At 43.1% G+C, this 18,986-nt stretch carries 18 protein-coding genes and 1 pseudogene; 6 read left to right on the forward strand and 13 right to left on the reverse strand.

The window, feature by feature from the left end:
• Positions 1-36: 36 nt before the first annotated feature.
• The 4 genes from BLS15_RS01385 (at position 37) to BLS15_RS01400 (ending at position 2,959) form a co-directional block, all read left to right on the forward strand.
• Entirely contained in the window at positions 37-666 is a 630-nt protein-coding gene (locus BLS15_RS01385; RefSeq protein WP_090509511.1) for a DJ-1/PfpI family protein, read from the forward strand.
• Positions 663-1,601 (forward strand): helix-turn-helix transcriptional regulator, encoded by a 939-nt coding sequence (locus BLS15_RS01390; protein ID WP_090509515.1) that lies wholly within the window; start codon positions 663-665, stop codon positions 1,599-1,601. The genes BLS15_RS01385 and BLS15_RS01390 overlap by 4 nt, the downstream gene beginning before the upstream one ends.
• A 75-nt stretch (positions 1,602-1,676) precedes the next feature.
• Entirely contained in the window at positions 1,677-2,441 is a 765-nt protein-coding gene (locus BLS15_RS01395) for an effector binding domain-containing protein (RefSeq protein WP_090509520.1), read from the forward strand.
• Positions 2,442-2,479: 38 nt separating this feature from the next.
• Positions 2,480-2,959, forward strand: a complete 480-nt coding sequence (locus BLS15_RS01400) for a DinB family protein (RefSeq protein WP_090509524.1) — start codon at positions 2,480-2,482, stop codon at positions 2,957-2,959.
• A 98-nt stretch (positions 2,960-3,057) separates the two neighbouring features.
• Here the strand turns inward: BLS15_RS01400 and BLS15_RS01405 are convergent, their stop codons facing one another.
• The 4 genes from BLS15_RS01405 to BLS15_RS01420 all read right to left on the reverse strand — a co-directional run bounded on the left by BLS15_RS01405 (position 3,058) and on the right by BLS15_RS01420 (position 8,048).
• The gene (locus tag BLS15_RS01405) at positions 3,058-4,548 is read right to left on the reverse strand and encodes an erythromycin esterase family protein (RefSeq protein ID WP_090509528.1); all 1,491 of its coding nucleotides are present in this window, start codon (positions 4,546-4,548) and stop codon (positions 3,058-3,060) included.
• A 251-nt stretch (positions 4,549-4,799) separates the two neighbouring features.
• A complete protein-coding gene (gene hflX / locus BLS15_RS01410; protein ID WP_090509531.1) occupies positions 4,800-6,074 on the reverse strand; it encodes a GTPase HflX in 1,275 nt (424 codons plus the stop codon).
• Between the two features lie 708 nt (positions 6,075-6,782).
• Entirely contained in the window at positions 6,783-7,370 is a 588-nt protein-coding gene (locus BLS15_RS01415; RefSeq protein WP_090509534.1) for a TetR/AcrR family transcriptional regulator, read from the reverse strand.
• A 54-nt stretch (positions 7,371-7,424) separates the two neighbouring features.
• Positions 7,425-8,048 (reverse strand): hypothetical protein, encoded by a 624-nt coding sequence (locus BLS15_RS01420; protein ID WP_036592846.1) that lies wholly within the window; start codon positions 8,046-8,048, stop codon positions 7,425-7,427.
• A gap of 292 nt (positions 8,049-8,340) precedes the next feature.
• On the opposite strand from BLS15_RS01420, the gene BLS15_RS01425 reads away from it, so the two are divergent.
• Positions 8,341-10,050, forward strand: a complete 1,710-nt coding sequence (locus tag BLS15_RS01425; protein ID WP_090509539.1) for a hypothetical protein — start codon at positions 8,341-8,343, stop codon at positions 10,048-10,050.
• Between the two features lie 143 nt (positions 10,051-10,193).
• On the opposite strand, the gene BLS15_RS01430 is transcribed toward BLS15_RS01425, so the two are convergent.
• The 3 genes from BLS15_RS01430 to BLS15_RS01440 all read right to left on the reverse strand — a co-directional run bounded on the left by BLS15_RS01430 (position 10,194) and on the right by BLS15_RS01440 (position 13,682).
• Positions 10,194-11,816: a hypothetical protein gene (locus BLS15_RS01430; RefSeq protein ID WP_090509542.1), complete on the reverse strand. Its 1,623-nt coding sequence runs from the start codon at positions 11,814-11,816 to the stop codon at positions 10,194-10,196.
• A 2-nt stretch (positions 11,817-11,818) separates the two neighbouring features.
• A complete protein-coding gene (locus tag BLS15_RS01435) occupies positions 11,819-13,402 on the reverse strand; it encodes an RHS repeat domain-containing protein (protein WP_090509546.1) in 1,584 nt (527 codons plus the stop codon).
• A gap of 82 nt (positions 13,403-13,484) precedes the next feature.
• Entirely contained in the window at positions 13,485-13,682 is a 198-nt protein-coding gene (locus BLS15_RS01440) for a hypothetical protein (protein ID WP_028531778.1), read from the reverse strand.
• A 238-nt stretch (positions 13,683-13,920) separates the two neighbouring features.
• On the opposite strand from BLS15_RS01440, the gene BLS15_RS01445 reads away from it, so the two are divergent.
• A protein-coding gene (locus BLS15_RS01445) for an IS3 family transposase (protein ID WP_090509549.1) occupies positions 13,921-15,251 on the forward strand; the annotation gives its coding sequence in 2 pieces (ribosomal slippage) (positions 13,921-14,311 and positions 14,311-15,251; 1,332 coding nt in all).
• Positions 15,252-15,346: 95 nt separating this feature from the next.
• Here the strand turns inward: BLS15_RS01445 and BLS15_RS01450 are convergent.
• The 6 genes and pseudogenes from BLS15_RS01450 to BLS15_RS01470 all read right to left on the reverse strand — a co-directional run bounded on the left by BLS15_RS01450 (position 15,347) and on the right by BLS15_RS01470 (position 18,986).
• Positions 15,347-15,736, reverse strand: coding sequence for a hypothetical protein (locus BLS15_RS01450; protein ID WP_028531777.1), 390 nt, complete (start codon positions 15,734-15,736; stop codon positions 15,347-15,349).
• 14 nt (positions 15,737-15,750) lie between these two features.
• Positions 15,751-16,422 carry an RHS repeat-associated core domain-containing protein gene (locus BLS15_RS29250; RefSeq protein ID WP_139170622.1) on the reverse strand — a complete coding sequence of 224 codons (672 nt, stop codon included), beginning with the start codon at positions 16,420-16,422 and terminating at the stop codon, positions 15,751-15,753.
• A 6-nt stretch (positions 16,423-16,428) separates the two neighbouring features.
• A pseudogene (locus BLS15_RS29255) lies at positions 16,429-16,506 on the reverse strand (hypothetical protein); the annotation flags it as partial.
• A gap of 443 nt (positions 16,507-16,949) precedes the next feature.
• Positions 16,950-17,234, reverse strand: a complete 285-nt coding sequence (locus tag BLS15_RS01460) for a hypothetical protein (RefSeq protein ID WP_254777260.1) — start codon at positions 17,232-17,234, stop codon at positions 16,950-16,952.
• Positions 17,235-17,577: 343 nt separating this feature from the next.
• Positions 17,578-18,000, reverse strand: a complete 423-nt coding sequence (locus tag BLS15_RS01465) for a hypothetical protein (RefSeq protein ID WP_090509560.1) — start codon at positions 17,998-18,000, stop codon at positions 17,578-17,580.
• Between the two features lie 347 nt (positions 18,001-18,347).
• Positions 18,348-18,986 (reverse strand): DUF5984 family protein, encoded by a 639-nt coding sequence (locus BLS15_RS01470; protein ID WP_368087120.1) that lies wholly within the window; start codon positions 18,984-18,986, stop codon positions 18,348-18,350.

Genomic DNA, 18,986 nt, shown 5'->3' on the forward strand with positions numbered 1-18,986 from the left:
GGCATGTTCTTCTATAGAAGAAGGAGATGAACCCAAATGAAGCAGCATTGGAATGTAGGAATTGTGTTATTTGATGATGTTGAGGTGCTGGACTTCGCAGGCCCTTTCGAGGTGCTGTCAGTTACAACCTATCCCGATCAAAATCCTGATACGACTGCGTTGAAGCCATTTCAAGTACGCACGGTATCGGAGCATGGCACTATGATTACCGCACGCAACGGACTGAAGGTCATTCCTGACTTCAGCTTCTCCAATGCGCCGCATTTTGATATTGTCATCGTCCCCGGAGGGCTGGGAGCAAGAAAACGGGAACTCCATAATCCCCATATGATCAAATGGATTCAGGATCGAATGCAGGCTGTCGATTTTATGACCTCGGTATGCACAGGAGCGCTGCTGCTTGCAGAGGCAGGTCTTCTGGATGGCAAGCGAGCTACGACGCACTGGGCCAGTTATGATTGGTTAGCGGATCAATATCCAGCGGTTGAAGTCGTGCGAGACGTGAAGTATGTTGCAGATGGCTCCATCGTGTCATCCGGCGGGATTTCCGCTGGCATCCATATGGCGTTCTCCCTTGTCCAGCAGCTTCTTGGAGTAGAAGTCGCCCGAACAACTGCAAAAGTTATGGAATACGACATTCAGTTCAAGCCAAGCAGCGCAACATGAAGATCGACCGCTTACTATCTATTGTCATTCTCCTCATCAACCGCAAGATGGTACAGGCCAAGGATTTGGCTGACCGCTTCGAGGTATCGGTGAGGACGATCTATCGAGACATCGATACAATCAATCAGGCCGGCATTCCAGTCGTCACCTATCAGGGAGCAGGAGGAGGCATCGGCCTAGCAGAAGGCTATCGCCTCGATCGGAACTTGTTGACCAACGATGAACTGGTCGCCATTGTTACCGCGCTGCAGAGCATCTCCTCCACCCATCCAAGCAGCGACAATGAGCTGCTGGTGGAGAAGCTGAGCAGTATCGTACCACCTGCCGATTCGGCACAGTTCCAATTGAAGACGCAGCAATTCATCGTCGACTTCTCCAATTGGGGCAGCAACGGTGTTCAGGAGCAGAAGCTGATGGTGCTGAAGGATGCGATTGAGCAGCAGCAGGCGGTTACCTTCACGTATTGCAATGCAGGCGGGAAGGTATCCTGCCGAACGGTAGAACCCTATACGCTGGTGCTGAAGCACAAGCGTTGGTACCTGTATGCGTACTGTACGCTGCGTGCCCAATTTCGCTTGTTCAAGCTGTTCCGAATGAAGGATTTGCTGGTTGAAGACAAGTTTTTCGTCCGCCAAGAGGTCTCGATTCACGATCTCCCATGGGAGCAGGAATGGCATGCGCCGGAACGAACCGAGAGAATCGTCCTGCGCTTCGATCCAGAGGTACGCCATTTGGCAGAAGAATGGTTTGGCGTAGAGGATCTGCAAGAGGATGAAGCAGGGGCGCTTGTCACATCTGTTCCATTTCCCGTAGATAATTGGCTGTATGGCTTTATTTTAAGCTTTGGACAGCATGTCGAAGTGCTTGAACCGCTCCACATTCGTAACCAGATTGAACAGATTGCTTCTCGTATTGTTGAAAAATATAAAAAGTAAACTGGGAACCTGACAGAGAGTTGTCAGGTTCTCCTCTTTATAATGAGGCTATCAACGATACAGGAGTGATCAATTATGAGTCAATTGATATGCCAAAGCTGTGGAATGCCGTTAGCACAAGAGAACCAGTTCGGAACAGATAAGAACAATAAGCTTGTACAAGAGTATTGTTTTCATTGCTATAAAGACGGGGCGTTCACGAATCCCGATCTCACCCTCGAAGAGATGATCGACATCTGCGTACCATTTATGGTACAGGACGGAATGGAAGAAGCCGCTGCCCGTAATATGATGCAGCAATTCCTGCCGAACTTGAAGCGCTGGAGCATCGCGAACGGGGATGAAGCAGCTTCTTACCAGCCGATCCGAATCGTAGAACTGGATGCGATGAAGCTCGCCGGTATTGCTGCGCGTACGACGAATGCTAATGAAATGAGCGGCAATGGCAAGCTGGGTCCACTGTGGGGACAGTTCTGGTCAGAGCAGATTGCTGCACAAATTCCGAATTCTACAGATCCTGGAACAATATACGGCTGCTACAGTGACTATGAGAATGGGGCTATGGGCGAGTACACGACGCTGATCGGAGCTGCAATCGATCGGGATGCAGAGGTTCCTAGCGGATTGGAAGCTGTTGAAGTACCGGCAGCCAAATATGCCGTATTCACGACAGAACGCGGCCCTGTTACTGAGGTTGTTGCCCGTGCATGGCAGTCTATCTGGAAATGGTCGCTTACCTCTGGCGAAGAGCGCACCTTTACTGGAGATTTCGAGCGTTATGATGAGCGTTGCACCAATCCAGTGGATGCACAGGTTGATATCTATATTGCGATCCGTTAAGGTTCGGCCTATTAAATCGATAACTGGAGGTTTCGATTATGATCACGTTAGACGAACAGACGCTTCTACGATATAAGCATTTTACAGATTGGACAGATACCTTGTATCAAATTGACGAGCGTATCTGGTCACAACCGATCGCAGAAGGAAAAGCAACCGTTGCAGAGATTATTTCGCATCTTATAAATTGGGACAAACACTTGCTCTTTACCGTCATCCCTGCGATCCGGAATGGAGAAGGAATGGTCTTTCCTGATTTTGACCCGTTTAATAAAATTGCTTATGATTATGCCAATTCAGGGGTTTCCCAAGAACAACTTCTCGACGAATTCAAGCAATCTCGTCATCAACTCGTTGAAGCCCTATTAGCTGATCCTGACCTGACTGCCCAGCAGGTTACCGCGAACGGCGCAGCAACCTGCCCATATACAGGCATCCCTTACTCTTTGCTGTATGTCATTCATGAATTCAACGATCACGACAATCATCACAAAAAACAAATTGAAGCGGTATTATGACAGATACAGATACAGCATGACACTTCCGTATTGTGACAATGCAGCACGATGACAAAACGCCCAATCAATGGGCGTTTTCGTTTGATTACATAACCGTTCTAGGGTTGAACTGTACTTGGAAAATAGGTAGGCATCTTCACTTGCTTGATCATCAGCACGCCATCGAAATGTCGTCGCAGCTCTAGTGGCATTGGCATCATCACCTGATATGACGCAATCGCTCGCTCGAACATCCACGAATTCCCGCGCTCATTTTCCCGATATCGCAAATCCATGAACACATAGGGCTGTCCAGCAGCTGCGAGAATATCCTCCATCGATCCAGGAATAATCGGGATCAATTGGATAGGCTCCCTCGTATTCTCTGCTGCTTGACCTTCACCCATGAAGAGAGCGATGACGTAGCTTTCCCGCCGCAGCGCTTCAGGCATAAGCTCCCCCATACTCTTCGGCATCGAAGAGATAAGAGACTGGGCCTTGCTGATATGACCGTTATGTCCCCATACGATGATTTTTTCTTCTGGATATATATCTGTAGCCAACCATGCTAGATTGCTGGCCATGGCCCGATCCCGCCATTCCATGATGGCCTGTATTCCGCTATAATCGCCATGTTCCGCTAATCGATTAGATTCGATGCTTAGTTCATTGAACTCCTGAATGACCCGAATGCGATCCTGAAGTGCGCGCTGCATCAGCTTGACGATATGCGGCTCATTGGGATACTCCCGCTTCAAGGCGTCTGCATTGTTCGGTACAGCTTGCAGCAGTTCTTCGTACACCTTCATTAACACCGACTTCGCATTGCGATACCCGTTCAGGTCCGTACTCTTTCTCCATTTCTGAACGTCTTGCTCCGCTTGTAGCGCTCTATTCTTCAGCGACTTGTCCGATATCCAATCTGCATCCTGGAATAACGAAGACTGCACCTGAATATCGAAGCCTGCAAGCCGCAGTGGAGCATCGCTTGCGTGTGTTGCCTTCATATAGTCGAACAGCGGCTTCGTCTCTTCCGTCCACCATACGCCAAATATAGATCGCTTCATTGTCTGCTGTGTCGCATTCTTGTTCACTTGTCCTTGAGCAATCGCAGCATCGCCTAATCCACTCTCAAAGGCAACGACATTGTACCCAAGCGTCTGATGCAAATATTGAATCATGCGGGTTTTGGCCAAACTGAACTCAGCAACTCCATGCGAATTTTCGCCCAAGTATACGATGCGCTTGTCAGCCAGCAGTGGAATTAACATATCCAGATCACTCATGTTGTCTTGCTCAATCGCTCCACCGTTCGGAGACCATTGTTCCGGTTGTATTTGGTTCCAAGCATAGGCATGATCTGCTGCCCAGCGCTTCCATTCAGATAGTGCGGCTTGATAAGTTCTTGCCGTCTCTTTTTGCTGTTTATGCACCGTCTCCACCGCAGTCCCTTTTATCGATAGGGAAGTATGTATCTCCGCTTTCTCCGCTTCTCCATGTACAGGCCCCTCCGCCATCACTACCGGAGCATATGCAGATGAAAGCACCGTCAAGATGATCAGCAAACCGAAGAAGCGTCGCCGCCCCAAGTTAAATTCGTATCTTTTCACGAGCTCCAGCTCCTTCCAATCCTCATGAAATCAATTCTCAGCTTGTGCTAATCATACTGAATCCGTTCCCTGACTTCTTGACAATTTGTGCTCTCTTTCCAATATTTTAATGGGATAACAATTATCCATTAGCAACCAACGACGGTAAAACAGCAGACGCAGCAAAAGTGCCATAAGAAGCAATGCAACAAGAAGAGCCGCCTCCAGACAGATGTCTGCGAGACGGCTCACTGTGTGCTTATATGAACTTGTTAAGACTGCTGGACATATTGAGCGAACTTCTGATAATCGCTCTGCTTGCATTCCAGAACAAGCTTCGTACCCTGCTCCTCATATTCAGTAGCAAGTACATGCGCATGCTCGTTCAAGTAAGAGACATGCTGTCCTTCGTGATAGGGAATGAGCATTTCACACTTCACGTAATTGCGGAACACCTTGCCGCGAATCGCCGTGACAAGCTCATCTAGCCCCTGCTTGCCCTTGGCCGAAATATACAAGGAATTGTCCTGCGATTCCGGGATTTCTCCATCCTTCATGTCGATCTTGTTGAAAGCATAAATCATCGGAATATCCTCGATCCCAATTGCCTTCAGCGTCTCATTCGTAATGTGAATGTGCTGCTCATACTCCGGATTGGAGAAGTCAACAACATGCACGAGCAGGTCGGCTTCTCTCACTTCCTCCAGCGTAGAGCGGAATGCCTTCACAAGATGATGCGGCAGTCTGCTGACGAAGCCAACCGTGTCGGTCAGGAGGAATTCCTTCTTATCCTCCAGCTCAATGTTGCGCACAGACGTTTCCAACGTTGCGAACAGCATATCCTTTTCAAATACGAATTTGTCCTTCGATCCCGTAAACTTCTCTACCAGTGCATTCATGACTGTGGATTTGCCCGCATTCGTGTAGCCCACAAGCGATACGATAGGGATCTCTGTCTTCTTCCGCTTCTTGCGTTGAATTTGGCGATGCGCTACGAGCGTTTCCAGCTCCCTGCTCATGGCTGTAATTTTCTCTTCAATCCGACGGCGATCCAGCTCGAGCTTTGTTTCACCCACGCCCTTGTTCTTCGTGCCGATACCGCCGCTCTGGCGGCCAAGTGATTCACGCAAGCCAACAAGACGCGGTAGCATATACTGCAGCTCTGCCACCTCGACCTGAAGCTGCGCCTCACGAGTCTTCGCGCGCTGTCCGAAGATGTCCAGAATGAGCAGCGTCCGATCCACGACCTTGCAGTCCAGATCGGCTTCCAGATTGCGAAGCTGTGACGGCGACAGCTCATCATTGAAAATAACAAGATTGGCTTCATGCTGATTCAGCATAATCGTGATCTCCTGCAGCTTGCCTGTGCCAATATAATGTGACGTATTGATGCGGCTCAGATTCTGCGTCACTGTCCCGACTACTTCCACATCACATGCGCTCGCCAAGTTCGCCAGTTCCTCTATCGAATATGCAAAGTCTGGCTGATGATTCATATTCACGCCGACCAGTACGGCCTTTTGCGCTTCGATTGTTAGTTGTTCCATAAAGTTATTCCTCCATGTTTCTGTTTATTTTGTTCCTATCATGCCTGGTTCTCATACAACTTGATGCACAAAAAAACACAGGCATCCCGCCTGCGCTTGGAGTAATCGTATTAATTCTGGATCGCAACCTTCTGTATCCTATTACACATAGGATCCTTGCGGCTAATTAGATCGAACTCCCACCTTGATAGAGGCGAATCCATCTAATTGGAACAATCCAATGGCCAACTGTACAGTCTGAAGCTATTACCGCTGTTCGCAGTTAACGCTGCTGCCAGCATACACTGGTGGGCACAGCTGTATTCGCATTATCAGACACATGCACCCCAATTGCCCCGAACCAGATAACACGATCAGGCACAAGCAAATACATGCGACGACAATGCTCAAAGAGACATAATTCTCTCCTTCAATAGCGGCAGACACGTACAATGGGCACAACAAAAGAGGGTAGGCACGATCCCTCCCTCTTCTGTCGCTAACCATCATATTAGGTTCCGTTGCAACAAGGCAGACCAATCCCGATTACTCTGCACACAAGCAGAGCTAATGAGCACTATTCAGTTAGTGACACATGCGTTCAATCGGATTCTTCCGAAGCGGAAGTTAGCTGCCTTATTTACCACTGTGAACCCTCCGTTCTGTCAAAGTTATCCTCATCCTAACACAACCACAGCGTTGAAGCAAGTAGTTATCGGTACAGAAAGATTATTTGCGTTCTGCCGTATCTGCTACATTTCCGTACATCACAATGGTCAGCACCATATCGAAAACTTCGGAAAAACGGTAGCGGCTCTCAGCCAGGTAATCCATATCGGTCAGCGATTCGATTGCTGCAAAGATGATATGTGCCACAACCCCTTGATCGATATTCTTTCGAAAATAGCCTTGCTCAGCACCGTCCTCTAATACCTTCACCAAATGATTAATGATGACGTGCTTGCGCAAATTCTGAAATTTCTCATATAAAACGGGCACGCTGTGCTTTATATCCTCGATCGCGGATCGCTCAATACCGTTCAATCGCTCTACCATCAAGGTCATAAAGGTACGCAGCTTCACTTCAGGCTCCTGCTTGCTCGCAAGCAGCTCATGAATGTCTGCCTCAATTTCTTGAAATAGCTTCTCGATCACGATTTCCAGCAAATCGTATTTCGAATCGAAGTAGCGGTACAGCGTAGCCTTGCTCATGCCAATCCCCTGAACGAGATCGTCAACGGATAAATTGGAGTACCCGTGCCGAAAGAACTGGGATGAAGCATGCGTTAACAGTCTCGCTTCCGTCTTTTTGCTCATGTCAGGTTCCTCTTCTGAAATAATAATGATCAAATGATATGAATTAATTTCATTCTAAACAAGGGCAGCAATTAACGCAATCGGAAGCAGGACGACATAAGGAATGATAAGGAGCAGGGTCACCTTCCAGCTCCCCGTCAATCTTCGCAGCAGGAGTGGTGCAAGTAACCAATACAACTGAGCGGTGTACAAGCCCGGAAAATATTCGCCGAAATAAAGGCTCCAAGTGGTGTGTGCGATGGCATTGCCGAGCGCTCCATAAGCTGTAAAGAACAAAACGGGAATAAGAAGAACGGGCTTACGCCGGACAAAGGCAAAGATAGCGGCAAGAGCGAAGCAGGAATAGGAGATCATGTTCAACACAACGAAAAATTGCGCGGTATAGGGTTCTCCACCATAAATAAGAGGAAAGCGGGTTGAAAATCCGGTAGAGAATTCTTCGGAAAAATGGATGAACTGCCAAGCCAATACGCCGAAGTAGAGCGGCAGTATTTGCAAGGGTTCAATGGCTATAATCTTCCTCTTGTATAACGTAATAAAAATCGAGTATGCAAATACGATCCCAAGGGCAAATGTGACGATCAGCTCGTACCCTGAACTTAGATAGCAGAAGAGCAAAAACAGGATAGCAGACAGAAATGTAGCGACAACGAAGTCTTTTTTCTGAATCCAAACCATGCAAATCCCTCCCTATTTTGAAACTTTTGATACAAATTTAGTTTCATATTATCATTTTAGACCGCGGAAAATGAGCTGTCAATTGTATCTTACCAGTGTAATTCAGCATTTTTGTCCTAGACAATAACGCTAAATTAATGAGATTTTGTATTTACAATATTGGGACGATGGATTGCAGGTTGTAACACAATAGAAATTAATACAAATCTTTTCTGTTTAATGCTTTAGATTTTATCTACAATGGAGCTATTCATAGAATAATACCAACTAATTCAACTAAAAGGAGTCGCACATGAAACATACTTTAAAATATGGAAGTGCTTTTCTATCACTTTTACTTATGTTCGTTTTCTGTAGCCATCAACTAGCATTGGCTGGAGAAGTAAAATACAAATATGATCCAACGGGGAAAGTAAAACTGGTTAAACATGGAGATCACCAGTATGAGTATCATTACGACGGCAACGGAAATTTGTTAAGAAAAATAAAACAAACAGAAGTTAATTTGTTGGAAAATGGAGATTTTGAATATTACTCAGGTAGCTTGGGACTAGCGGATAGTTGGGGAAACTATGAGCAAGACGGTGTTATCGGAACCTACGGGATTGAGGAGAACAAAGTAATGGCTGGCATGCGTGCTCAAAGGATGGATGCCGCCTCTTTAAACGGCAAAAGCATGAGCCTCATGCAGACGGTAGCTGTCGAGCAAGGCAAAAATTACGTTCTCCATAGCCATATTAAAGTCGAAAAGATTTCCAATGCTAAAGTGAATCTAACTCTTGGGTTTTACGATGCCAATGGTAAAGTCGTTGGGTGGCCCGCTAGCGGCAGTATTACCCATGATACGAAAGGCGAGTTCTTCGTTCTATCTACGAACGGTGTCGTTCCTCAGGGAGCCGTTAGAGCTGCCGTTCAAGTCAACATCATTGGCTCGAATGGCACAGGCTCAGCTTCGGTCGTTGTCGACGGCATGCATTTTACATATTCAACCGAACCTAATCTCTTGGCCAATAGCGGATTTGAGAGCTACACAGGTTCAACTGGTTTGGCAGATGGCTGGTGGAATTTTGCGGAAGACGGAGTTGTCGGAACCTACGGGATTGAGGAGATCAACGTAATGGCTGGCAAGCGTGCTCAAAGGATGGATGCCGCCTCTTTAAACGGCAAAAGCATGAGCCTCATGCAGACAGTAGCTGTCGAGCAAGGCAAAAATTACGTTCTCCATAGCCATATTAAAGTCGAAAAGATTTCTAATGCTAAAGTGAATCTAACTCTTGGGTTTTACGATGCCAATGGTAAAGTCGTTGGGTGGCCCGCTAGTGGTAGTATTAACGATGATACGAAAGGTGAGTACTTCGTTCTGTCTACGAACGGAGTCGTTCCTCAGGGAGCCGTCAGAGCTGCTGTTCAAGTCAACATCATTGGCTCAAATGGTACAGGCTCAGCTTCGGTCGTTGTCGATGGCATGCATTTGACTTATTCAACTGAACCTAATCTCTTGGCCAATAGCGGATTTGAGAGCTACACAGGTTCAACTGGATTGGCAGATGGCTGGTGGAATTTTGCGGAAGACGGAGTTATCGGAACCTATAGGATTGAGGAGAACAAAGCAATGGCTGGCAACCGTGCTCAAAGGATGGATGCCTCCTCTTTAAACGGCAAAAGCATGAGCCTCATGCAGACGGTAGCTGTCGAGCAAGGTAAAAATTACGTTCTTCATAGCCATATTAAAGTCGAAAAGATTTCTAATGCTAAAGTGAATCTAACTCTTGGGTTTTACGATGCCAATGGTAAAGTCGTGGGGTGGCCCGCTAGCGGCAGTATTAATGATGATACGAAAGGCGAGTTCTTCGTTCTGTCTACGAACGGAGTCGTTCCCCTGGGAGCCGTTAGAGCTGCCGTTCAAGTTAACATCATTGGATCAAATGCCAAGGGTACCGCTTCAGTAATTATAGATGATATGAACCTAAATTATGCAAAAGGAACATTACCAAAGAATTAACAATTCTCTTCGAGACAAGAACACAGAGAAGGAGAATCCTCTTTCTAAGAGATCAGCCTTCTCTGTATTCAAACAATACTCATACTCACTAGGATGTGATACTGCTACCTTATGAAAGCATAGACTGCAGATGTTAAATCAATTTATGGGAATAAGGACAACGCAATATTCCATGAAGTCCCATCATAATTCATTGTCTGATATTGATTAACAATAAAATAAATAGAATCTCCTTTTTCCACTTCTACTAAGGTATTTATAACGCTCCCTTTGATATCATCACTTGAAATTGTATGCATCCCGGTACCAGGCCAAATTTGATTTTTATTTTTCATAATTTTTACGCGAACCCCATCACCAAGAACTTGCCCTTTTAATTTTGCTACGTTCCCCGTAATTTGAAGATTCCCCTTTCTCGGAGAAATCCATGTCCGTACAACATCGTTTCCATCTGGATGCATGAAATCTTGAGCAATTCTTAACCAATAAGAACTCCCCTGCCACTGTTTAAGCTCATCATTCCACGTTAAGTTCTTATACTCTTTCCCATCCCATTCTTGATAGTACCAATTATCTTTGCCTTGGATCGTCGAGAATTCCTTTGAGCCATTATAAACAGAAGGGATATACATGATCGTTGGATTCCAATAGGTAGTATCATAATCGATCGTTTGATTCTGATTTACTATAAAATAAATAGAATCCCCTTTCTCTACCTCCGTCATTAAAGAAATATTCACGCCTTTTGTATCATTATATGATATATTTTCCCATTCCGATTCCGATAATGGCCATATCTGAGTACGATTTTTCTTTATCTTTACACGTACACCATCCCCATATATTTGCCCTTCTAATTTTGCGACTTTTCCGGTAATATAAATTTTCCCATTCTTAGGGGCTACCCATTTTCGTACCGAATCATTACCGTCAGGATGCTGAAACTCTCTAGCTATTCTGAGCCAGAATGTACTACCTTGCCATTGCTTTAGATCAGCATTCCAAGTCAGGTCTTTGTACTCTTTCCCATTCCATTCTTGATAATACCAGTTACCGTCCCCTTGTATTGGAGAAAACTCTTTAATTGCAGAAGACGTAATATATGTGATTTTAGGATCCCAATATGTTCCGTCATAATCAATTGTTTGTTTTTGATTGACTATGAAATAGATAGAATCCCCTTTTTCTACCTCTGTCGTTATATTAACATCTATGCCCTGAGTATCATTGAATGCTATCTCGTGCCAACCGGAAGAGGGCCACATTTGGACTTCTTTTTTCATTACTTTCACTTGAACTCCATCCCCGAATACTTGGCCCTCCATTTTTGCTACCTTCCCCGTTATTTTTATTTCTCCACGTTTCGGGGCTACCCATTTTCGAACCGAATCATTACCATCCGGATGTTGGAACTCCCGAGCCACCCTTAGCCAATACTGACTTCCCTTCCACTGTTTTAATGAATCGTCCCATCCTAAACTTTTATATTCTTTTCCATCCCATTCTTGATAGTACCAATAATTCCTTCCTTGATTCGATGAGAAATCACTAGATGCAACATAGGTCTCATTATCACGATATTTTTTCATCTTTTCTACTAAATTACCGTTGTTATCATATATAAACTGAATCTTATCGGTTTGCGTCAATCGGTTTGATTCATCATATGTAAAATCTATATTTTCTGCATATACGAGTCCGGACTGGACCATGGTTAATATGATCACAATCAAAAAGGGAACTATTACCTTTTCCGTCTTTTTCATAATTACGCATCCTTCCTAAAATCACTCTCACGCCGCATCAAATTTCCATTGGCATCATAAAAATATTTAATTTCAACATTACCCGGCAAATAGACTCGGCTTAATCGTCCATTTGCATCATACTGATACTCATCTTTTTTTATTATTATATCATCTAGGGATAACGCCCCTCCGTTATGGATTCCCCATATTAGAAAATAGTTTTCTTCTTCGCCTGTTTTAAAGGTGATCGTCTTTGTGCCCGTCTTGTCTGCTTGTCCTGTCCATTCCGTCCACCCTTTATCGCTTCTGTAATCCGAACCTACTCCCCTGGCCGTAAAATAAAAGTAACCATTTTCCCCTTGTACAGGCTTTACAATGCTTTTATAAGAAAACGTCACCGCATAGGTTGTATTTTTTTCAAAATATACTTTATTCGCGTTAGTATAAATTGCATCTTTCCACTCTTCTTTTGGAGAGGATTCCACGTACACAGAATGCTTTCCCGTGATGATATGCTGCGGGTCACTTGTTATCCTACCTGATCCCGCTATGTAATTTGTTTGGTTCAAGTCTCCACTTTCGAATGACTCACTTAACTTCTGAATACTTATATCATCTAGGGATAACGCCCCTCCGTTATGGATTCCCCATATTAGAAAATAGTTTTCTTCTTCGCCTGTTTTAAAGGTGATCGTCTTTGAACCCGTCTTGCCTGCTTGTCCTGTCCATTCTGTCCACCCTTTATCGCTGTTAGAATCCGAACCTACTCCCCTGGCCGTAAAATAAAAGTAACCATTATTTCCTTGCTTAGGCTCTACGATGCTCTTATAAGAAAACGTCACTGCATAGGTTGTATTTTTTTCAAAATGTACTTTATTCGCGTTCGTATAAATCGCATCTTTCCACTCTTCTTTGGGAGAGGATTCCACATACACAGAATGCTTTCCCGTGATAATTTGCTGTGGATCGCTTGTTATCTTGCCAGATCCTGCTACGTAATTTGTTTGGTTCAAGTCTCCTCTTTCGAACGACTCACTTAACTTCTGAACACTTATATCATCCAGGGATAACGCCCCTCCGTTATGGATCCCCCATATTAGAAAATAGTTTCCTTCATCTCCTGTTTTAAAGGTGATCGTCTTTGTGCCTGTCTTGCCTGCTTGTCCTGTCCATTCTGTCCACCCTTTATCGCTTCTATAATCCGAGCCTACTCCCCTGGCCGTGAAATAAAAGTAACCATTATTATCTGCCACTGCTTCTGCTACGTTCTTATAAGAAAACGTTACCGCGTAGGTTGTGTTCTTTTCAAAATGTATTTTATTCGAATTACTATAAATCGCATCTTTCCACTCTTCCTTCGGGGAAGATTCTACGTACACAGAGTATTTTCCCGTGATGATTTGCTGCGGGTCGCTTGTTATCTTGCCGGCTCCCGCTATGTAATTTGTTTGGTTCAGGTCTCCTCTTTCAAACGACTCTATGACGTAGCTAAAATCGTTTAATTCACGAGACATGCTAGCCATCACATAACTATCCAATGAAATTGTAAAGTAGATCATGCTGATAAGAAAAAGATAAGTTACTCTTTTTATGCATTCATTCATTTTGCGATTCCCTTTCTTTTCTTTACTGTATGGTAATACTATCGTGCTAATTTTTACCTTGAAGCATAACTTCCCTGACGCGTTATCTTCTCAGCTTGCCGGTCGAATCATGGACATACGCTACTGTGATGCTGCCGTTTCCTTCTACTTTTCCTTCAGCTACGATCTTCGCTCTGTAGTCATAGTAGTATCGGGTCGTTACGCCACCTTCGGTGCGCTCTATCATCAGGTTGTCGCCGTTGTATCGATAGCTGATGGCTTTGCCGTCTTCCGTTGTCACTTGGGTCAGGCGGCTGCGGCTTGCGATGCGTAGCTGGCTCCAGTGAAGTTCGGTAGTTGATCGCTTTGCAAAGTGTTACGGTTATCCCGCTGATGTAACTCTACACACATGAGAGCCTACATCAAAAAGAAACCTTGACAGGCACATTGAACTATGACCTGAGAGATGGACACTTAAAAAAAGTGCCTCTCTCGGGTTCTTTACGTTTATAATTGAATTTATTTATTAAGAACGGAGTATGAGCATGCGGTATAGCGAGTTACAAATCAAAAAACTTGAGGAAAATCCAAACGTATTGCGTGTATCAGAGATGAATATATCCTTCACTCCAGCCTTTAAGCTTGCTGCAGTTAAAGCCTATAAAGCTGGAAAAACGCCAAAGGAGATATTCCTTGAGGCTGGCTTTGATTTAGATATGTTTAGCTCACGTAAACCAAAGGAGAGTTTGAAGCGTTGGAGATCTATTTACTCCGCTCATGGCGAAGCAGGTCTTCTTGAGGAACGGCGAGGCAAAGGAAGCTCTGGAAGACCCTCCAGTAAAGAGCTTTCAGTCGAGGAGAAATTAAGACGAGCTGAGGCCAAGATCAAGCTTCTGGAGATAGAAAATGAGTTTCTAAAAAAGCTGAAGGCACTAGAAAGGCAGGCGAAGCAAGACAAACATTAAGCACATCATTGCGCTTCGAGCTGGTTAATCGAACCGTTCGTCAATTTAGTATAAAAGGTTTGACTCGCCATCTCTGCTCACTTGCTAAGGTAAGTGTTAGCGGTTATTATCGGTGGCTTTCAGCCGAAGATACCCGTCAACAAAAAGAGGAGGCCGATGAGCGTGATCTGTTGCTCATTAAGACCCACTTTGATCGTTTAAACGGAAAAGCCGGTGCGCTCGTAATTAAAATGAATCTCGAGAACGTGGATAACGTGGTGATGAACCATAAAAAAATCCGTCGACTCATGCGTAAATATAATCTCATAGCAAAAGTACGTCGAGCTAACCCTTATCGGAAAATAGCTCAAGCTACTCAAGAACATAAAACGTGCGCTAATTTGCTAAAGCGTCATTTTGATCAGGCAGAGCCGGAAAAAATACTGCTCACAGATATAACATATCTCAAGTACAACCATGGGCAGCAATGGGGATATCTCTCTTGCGTGAAAGACGGTTCTACGAATGAGATCTTAGCACATCATTTGTCGACTTCGCTGGAACTGTCTCTTGTGAATCGAACGCTAGACAAGCTACTGGAACGACTGGATGGAAATATTCATCCTGAAGCCATTCTTCACTCGGATCAGGGCATGCATTATACACATCCTGAGTTCCAAAAACGTGTAAGTGAAACTGGATTTAGACAATCCATGTCCCGAAGAGGAAATTGTTATGATAACGCACCAATGGAATCATTTTTCGGTCATATGAAAGACGAATTAGAGTACAAAGATTGTACAAGTATTGACGAACTTCGGAATCGAATTAATGAGTATATTCACTTTTACAATACCGAGCGATATCAATGGACATTAAAGAAGATGACTCCTAACGCATATAGGAATCATCTTCTGGCAGCGTAGTGCTTTCTTTATCCTGTCCACATTAAGGGTCATAGTTCACATGGCCAATCAAGGCTGTTGAATTTACTTGGATTTCAAAATACTAAATGAGTTCTTTATCCTTCCTCGTTAAACGCTTGAAGTATCTCTTCATTCGATTTTTCAATTTCTGCGATTACCTTATTGATGTATTCAATATCGAGCGAAGTTTCTCCACCTCCAGTTATATATAACAACTTTAACCAGAAGGCATTTTCTTCCGAGTAACTTTTGATTGCTTCATAAATATTTTCTTCCGTCAAACTTTTAACGATTATTTTTGGATGAGATGCAGGAATGTATCCCAGGTAATTATTTTCCATATATTCCATAATATTTATTGGCGTTGTTACTACCACACTATAACTAATTCCATCTTCCAACTTTACAAAAACGTCAATATTATCATTAAAAATATCTTTAACCTCGCTTAACGGAACTGGATAAATTATGCTCTTTATTTCCATATTGGTCTCCTAAATTATTTATAGAGTTTTGTCAGTACATCAATTACTGCCTGTTCATTATGCTTATTTGCCTTAGCTAGAATTACCATTTCACCCTTTTCCATTCTAAAGAAAACTCTTGCCCCTTCTTCCCCTCGTAAATAACTAATATTTTTAAATAAATTTTTTGTTCCGGTTCGTAGACCTGGATTTTTATTACCAGCTAAAAATTTTGCAATTAGATCATTTGCCTCTTTTTGTACTTTGGGATCTTTGCCCATCTTTTCAGCTGCCTTAACGAGACTTGGAGTTCTATTAATCACACTCCTTACCCCTTTTATAGGTCCTCCAACAGTACTTAACATTGCAAAAGATACATTTTCAAGAGCTTCCGCCAATTCAAACATCTTTTGTAAGTTTCCTTCAGCCCATTGTGCATTGCCTAAAGTGTTTGCTTTCTTTTCATAGTATGTTCCAGTAGCCAAACTAAATAGGTATTTAAAACTTTTGTTGTTGTTGGCTATATTTCCTGGCAATCCAGATACCTCACTCCCCAAGATAGATCTAATTTCCCAGTATACTTGTGAATTTACACCTTCGGCCCTAGCTATTTGAAGATACGTATTCAATTGGATATTATCTATCGCATGTTCAGTCGAATCTCTATATATAAGTGGATTATTATGCACATACGTATATAAGTTCAAGCTTAGTGGACTTCCCAGTTCCCCTTCATACGTATCCTCATTAATAAACCGTCCTACACTTGGATCATACCATCTTTCACGCAAATATTGTAAATTCGTTGCCGCATCCCAATACTCTCCCGAGAAGCGGAAGTTGTTCGGTACTTGCTCCTATTGGGTCAATGGGTTGCCCCAGATGTCATACGTGTAACGGTTCAGTACATTGCCTTGTGTGTCCCGAATTTCCGTAATGTCGCCATGTTCGTTGGATACGTAGTACTGCATACCTTGTCCTGGAACCTGACGAGCCAGCAGCTTGCCGTTCGAATCATGGACATACGATGCTGTAATCGTTTCGTAATACTGCCATTCGCTTCTATCTTGCCTTCGGCGACAATCTTTGCTCGGACTTGTTGAAGCAACATCATATGGGGATAATGAGAGTTAGGTTCTAAAGGACGTGCCTACCGATTCATTCGACACTGGGTAGGGGGATGAAGTAAGACCTTGAGGATTCCGCCCCCAAGGCCAAGTTAGACATCACCATTTTAATTATAAACTTTATATTCTTTAGCAATCACCCACCCATTAAGACCATATGAAGCTGAAATCACATAATAGTTATACTTTTCATTTTGTAAATATTCAAGCAGATCTTCTATTTTTTCATAATACATCGGCCATGCGTAATCCTTCTCTTTCTCCAATAGTTCCTTGTTATGTTTAAAAAATAGGCTTACATCTAATGTGCTAATGTCAAGAATAATACTTCCCCGTAGCTGTGTTTCGAACACATGAGCCAGTGCATCATTAAACTCGATTTTGGTGATCACTGAATCTCTTTTACCATCTATCGTGTTCAATGTAATTCTGGACTTTTGGAAATCAACTTCATAGGATACAATTTTATTGTCGTGTATACTAAGCAATTTTCCTCTTACCTCCAAGCATAAATAATCGACGTTTTATTAGTGACCGCTTCTTACTGGAGTACCACTACTCCAATCCCAAGTATGTCTATGTGGGAATACATGGCTATTATCCCCATTTGAATGTTCATAATCAATATCTTCTTTTGCTCGCCCATTTTTGTCATAATATCTTCTTTGTATCAGTTTGCTGTTTTCATCATAAAGATCCACTGAGGAATTAGGTGTACCAGTGGTTTTCAAACTTCTAAACGTTCGTTTTCTGTACAGTTGTATGATTCTCATATGGCTTACCTTGAGAGCGTAGAGTAGATGTATTACCCGTCCCCTTAAACTTCAATCCCTTATTCATTGTGGACTTAAAGAACGTATCCATCTCTTTTTTCGTTAATTTAATTCCGGTTCCGGCAGGTAATCTATTAACGTTGACTGGACGTTGATAAGCTACGCCACCTCCGCCTGAATTGCCTGCACTGTAATACGATGTTGGATTGTTTACTCCTCGTCCACAATTATGTGTCCATATCTGCAGTTCCGTTACGAAGTAATTGTGCACCCCTTGCACTCTAAAGTTGTAGACTGTTGTCCGTTCGTTCTTAATTTCAATCTTCTCTATCGGGTGCCTATTCTCGTTATCCCATTGCTGGCTGACAGTAACGATGAATTTCATCCATAACCTGCTCATACGCTGCTCGGGCTTGGGTAATAGAACGTACTCCTTTTCTTCTTCCTGTGCTGTTTGCTGTTTGTTTCCTCAATTCTTCTGCTACTACCTGTTCATGTTTTTTGCTAATTCGTCCTCCTTTGATTATAGGAATGGAAAAAAAGGCTTATTCCTCCTTATCATTCAAGTGAGAATAAGCCTTTGAAAGTTTAATAGTGTGTTTATCAAGTTGTTTAGTATTTGGTTTGTTGGTTGTATTGTACGATCTTGCTACAACAAAGTAAACCCGGTCTATATTGTTGTATGAGTGATTGGTTGAATGATTAGTTCATTCGGTACTAGGTAAGAACTAACTATTTGATTAATTTCTTTATTTCTTGATAAAATTCTCTTACATCAGATTCATTCCTAGAAGTCAGCAAAATATTATCCAAGAAATCTTCTATAAAATTTTTGATAGTGGATTCAAATATGCTAATTGGCAAATATACAATGCCAGTCGGATTCATGAAAGAAATTCCTTCCGAAGAGTACGTTGATTCATTATTCCAAGCAATTTCTAATTCATCGTTAACCCTTCTGAAAAATACTTCTGGCAAAAAGGAACCAGCTCTATTTGAAAACCAAGAGTGTTTAAACTCCCATTCTTGTTTTGTATCAAACCAAGCATCAAATTCATTATCATCATCTGACTCAAACAAAAGACAATTATCCAAAAGTTCAAGTGAGTGTTGTCCTTCAACAGGAAGAGGGAATGGTACATCGCTCAATATATACTTTAAATTTTCGCTAAACCATTCGACAATATATATCAAATTCCACTGATAGATAGTTAAGTTATTTTGTCTCTTATATTGGCAAATATCTACCCCATGAACATATAATTCAAACCTTCCCCATGTTTCACCGGTTAAACTACTTTCATTAAAGGGGTTTTCTCCAAACTCATATTGAATAGAAAATGTGTCCTTATCTCCAAAGCTTCTCAGAAT

Source organism: Paenibacillus sp. cl6col (assembly GCF_900102125.1).
GTDB lineage: Bacteria > Bacillota > Bacilli > Paenibacillales > Paenibacillaceae > Paenibacillus_B > Paenibacillus_B suaedae.

Excerpts from the sequence above, each read along its gene's own strand:
- BLS15_RS01450 (WP_028531777.1), bottom strand. The coding sequence starts at position 15,736 with ATGGAAATAAAGAGCATAATTTATCCAGTTCCGTTAAGCGAGGTTAAA.
- BLS15_RS01395 (WP_090509520.1), top strand. The coding sequence starts at position 1,677 with ATGAGTCAATTGATATGCCAAAGCTGTGGAATGCCGTTAGCACAAGAG.
- hflX (WP_090509531.1), bottom strand. The coding sequence starts at position 6,074 with ATGGAACAACTAACAATCGAAGCGCAAAAGGCCGTACTGGTCGGCGTG.
- BLS15_RS01390 (WP_090509515.1), top strand. The coding sequence starts at position 663 with ATGAAGATCGACCGCTTACTATCTATTGTCATTCTCCTCATCAACCGC.
- BLS15_RS01415 (WP_090509534.1), bottom strand. The coding sequence starts at position 7,370 with ATGAGCAAAAAGACGGAAGCGAGACTGTTAACGCATGCTTCATCCCAG.
- BLS15_RS01400 (WP_090509524.1), top strand. The coding sequence starts at position 2,480 with ATGATCACGTTAGACGAACAGACGCTTCTACGATATAAGCATTTTACA.
- BLS15_RS01435 (WP_090509546.1), bottom strand. The coding sequence starts at position 13,402 with ATGAATGAATGCATAAAAAGAGTAACTTATCTTTTTCTTATCAGCATG.
- BLS15_RS01420 (WP_036592846.1), bottom strand. The coding sequence starts at position 8,048 with ATGGTTTGGATTCAGAAAAAAGACTTCGTTGTCGCTACATTTCTGTCT.
- BLS15_RS01385 (WP_090509511.1), top strand. The coding sequence starts at position 37 with ATGAAGCAGCATTGGAATGTAGGAATTGTGTTATTTGATGATGTTGAG.
- BLS15_RS01425 (WP_090509539.1), top strand. The coding sequence starts at position 8,341 with ATGAAACATACTTTAAAATATGGAAGTGCTTTTCTATCACTTTTACTT.
- BLS15_RS01430 (WP_090509542.1), bottom strand. The coding sequence starts at position 11,816 with ATGAAAAAGACGGAAAAGGTAATAGTTCCCTTTTTGATTGTGATCATA.
- BLS15_RS01465 (WP_090509560.1), bottom strand. The coding sequence starts at position 18,000 with ATGAAATTCATCGTTACTGTCAGCCAGCAATGGGATAACGAGAATAGG.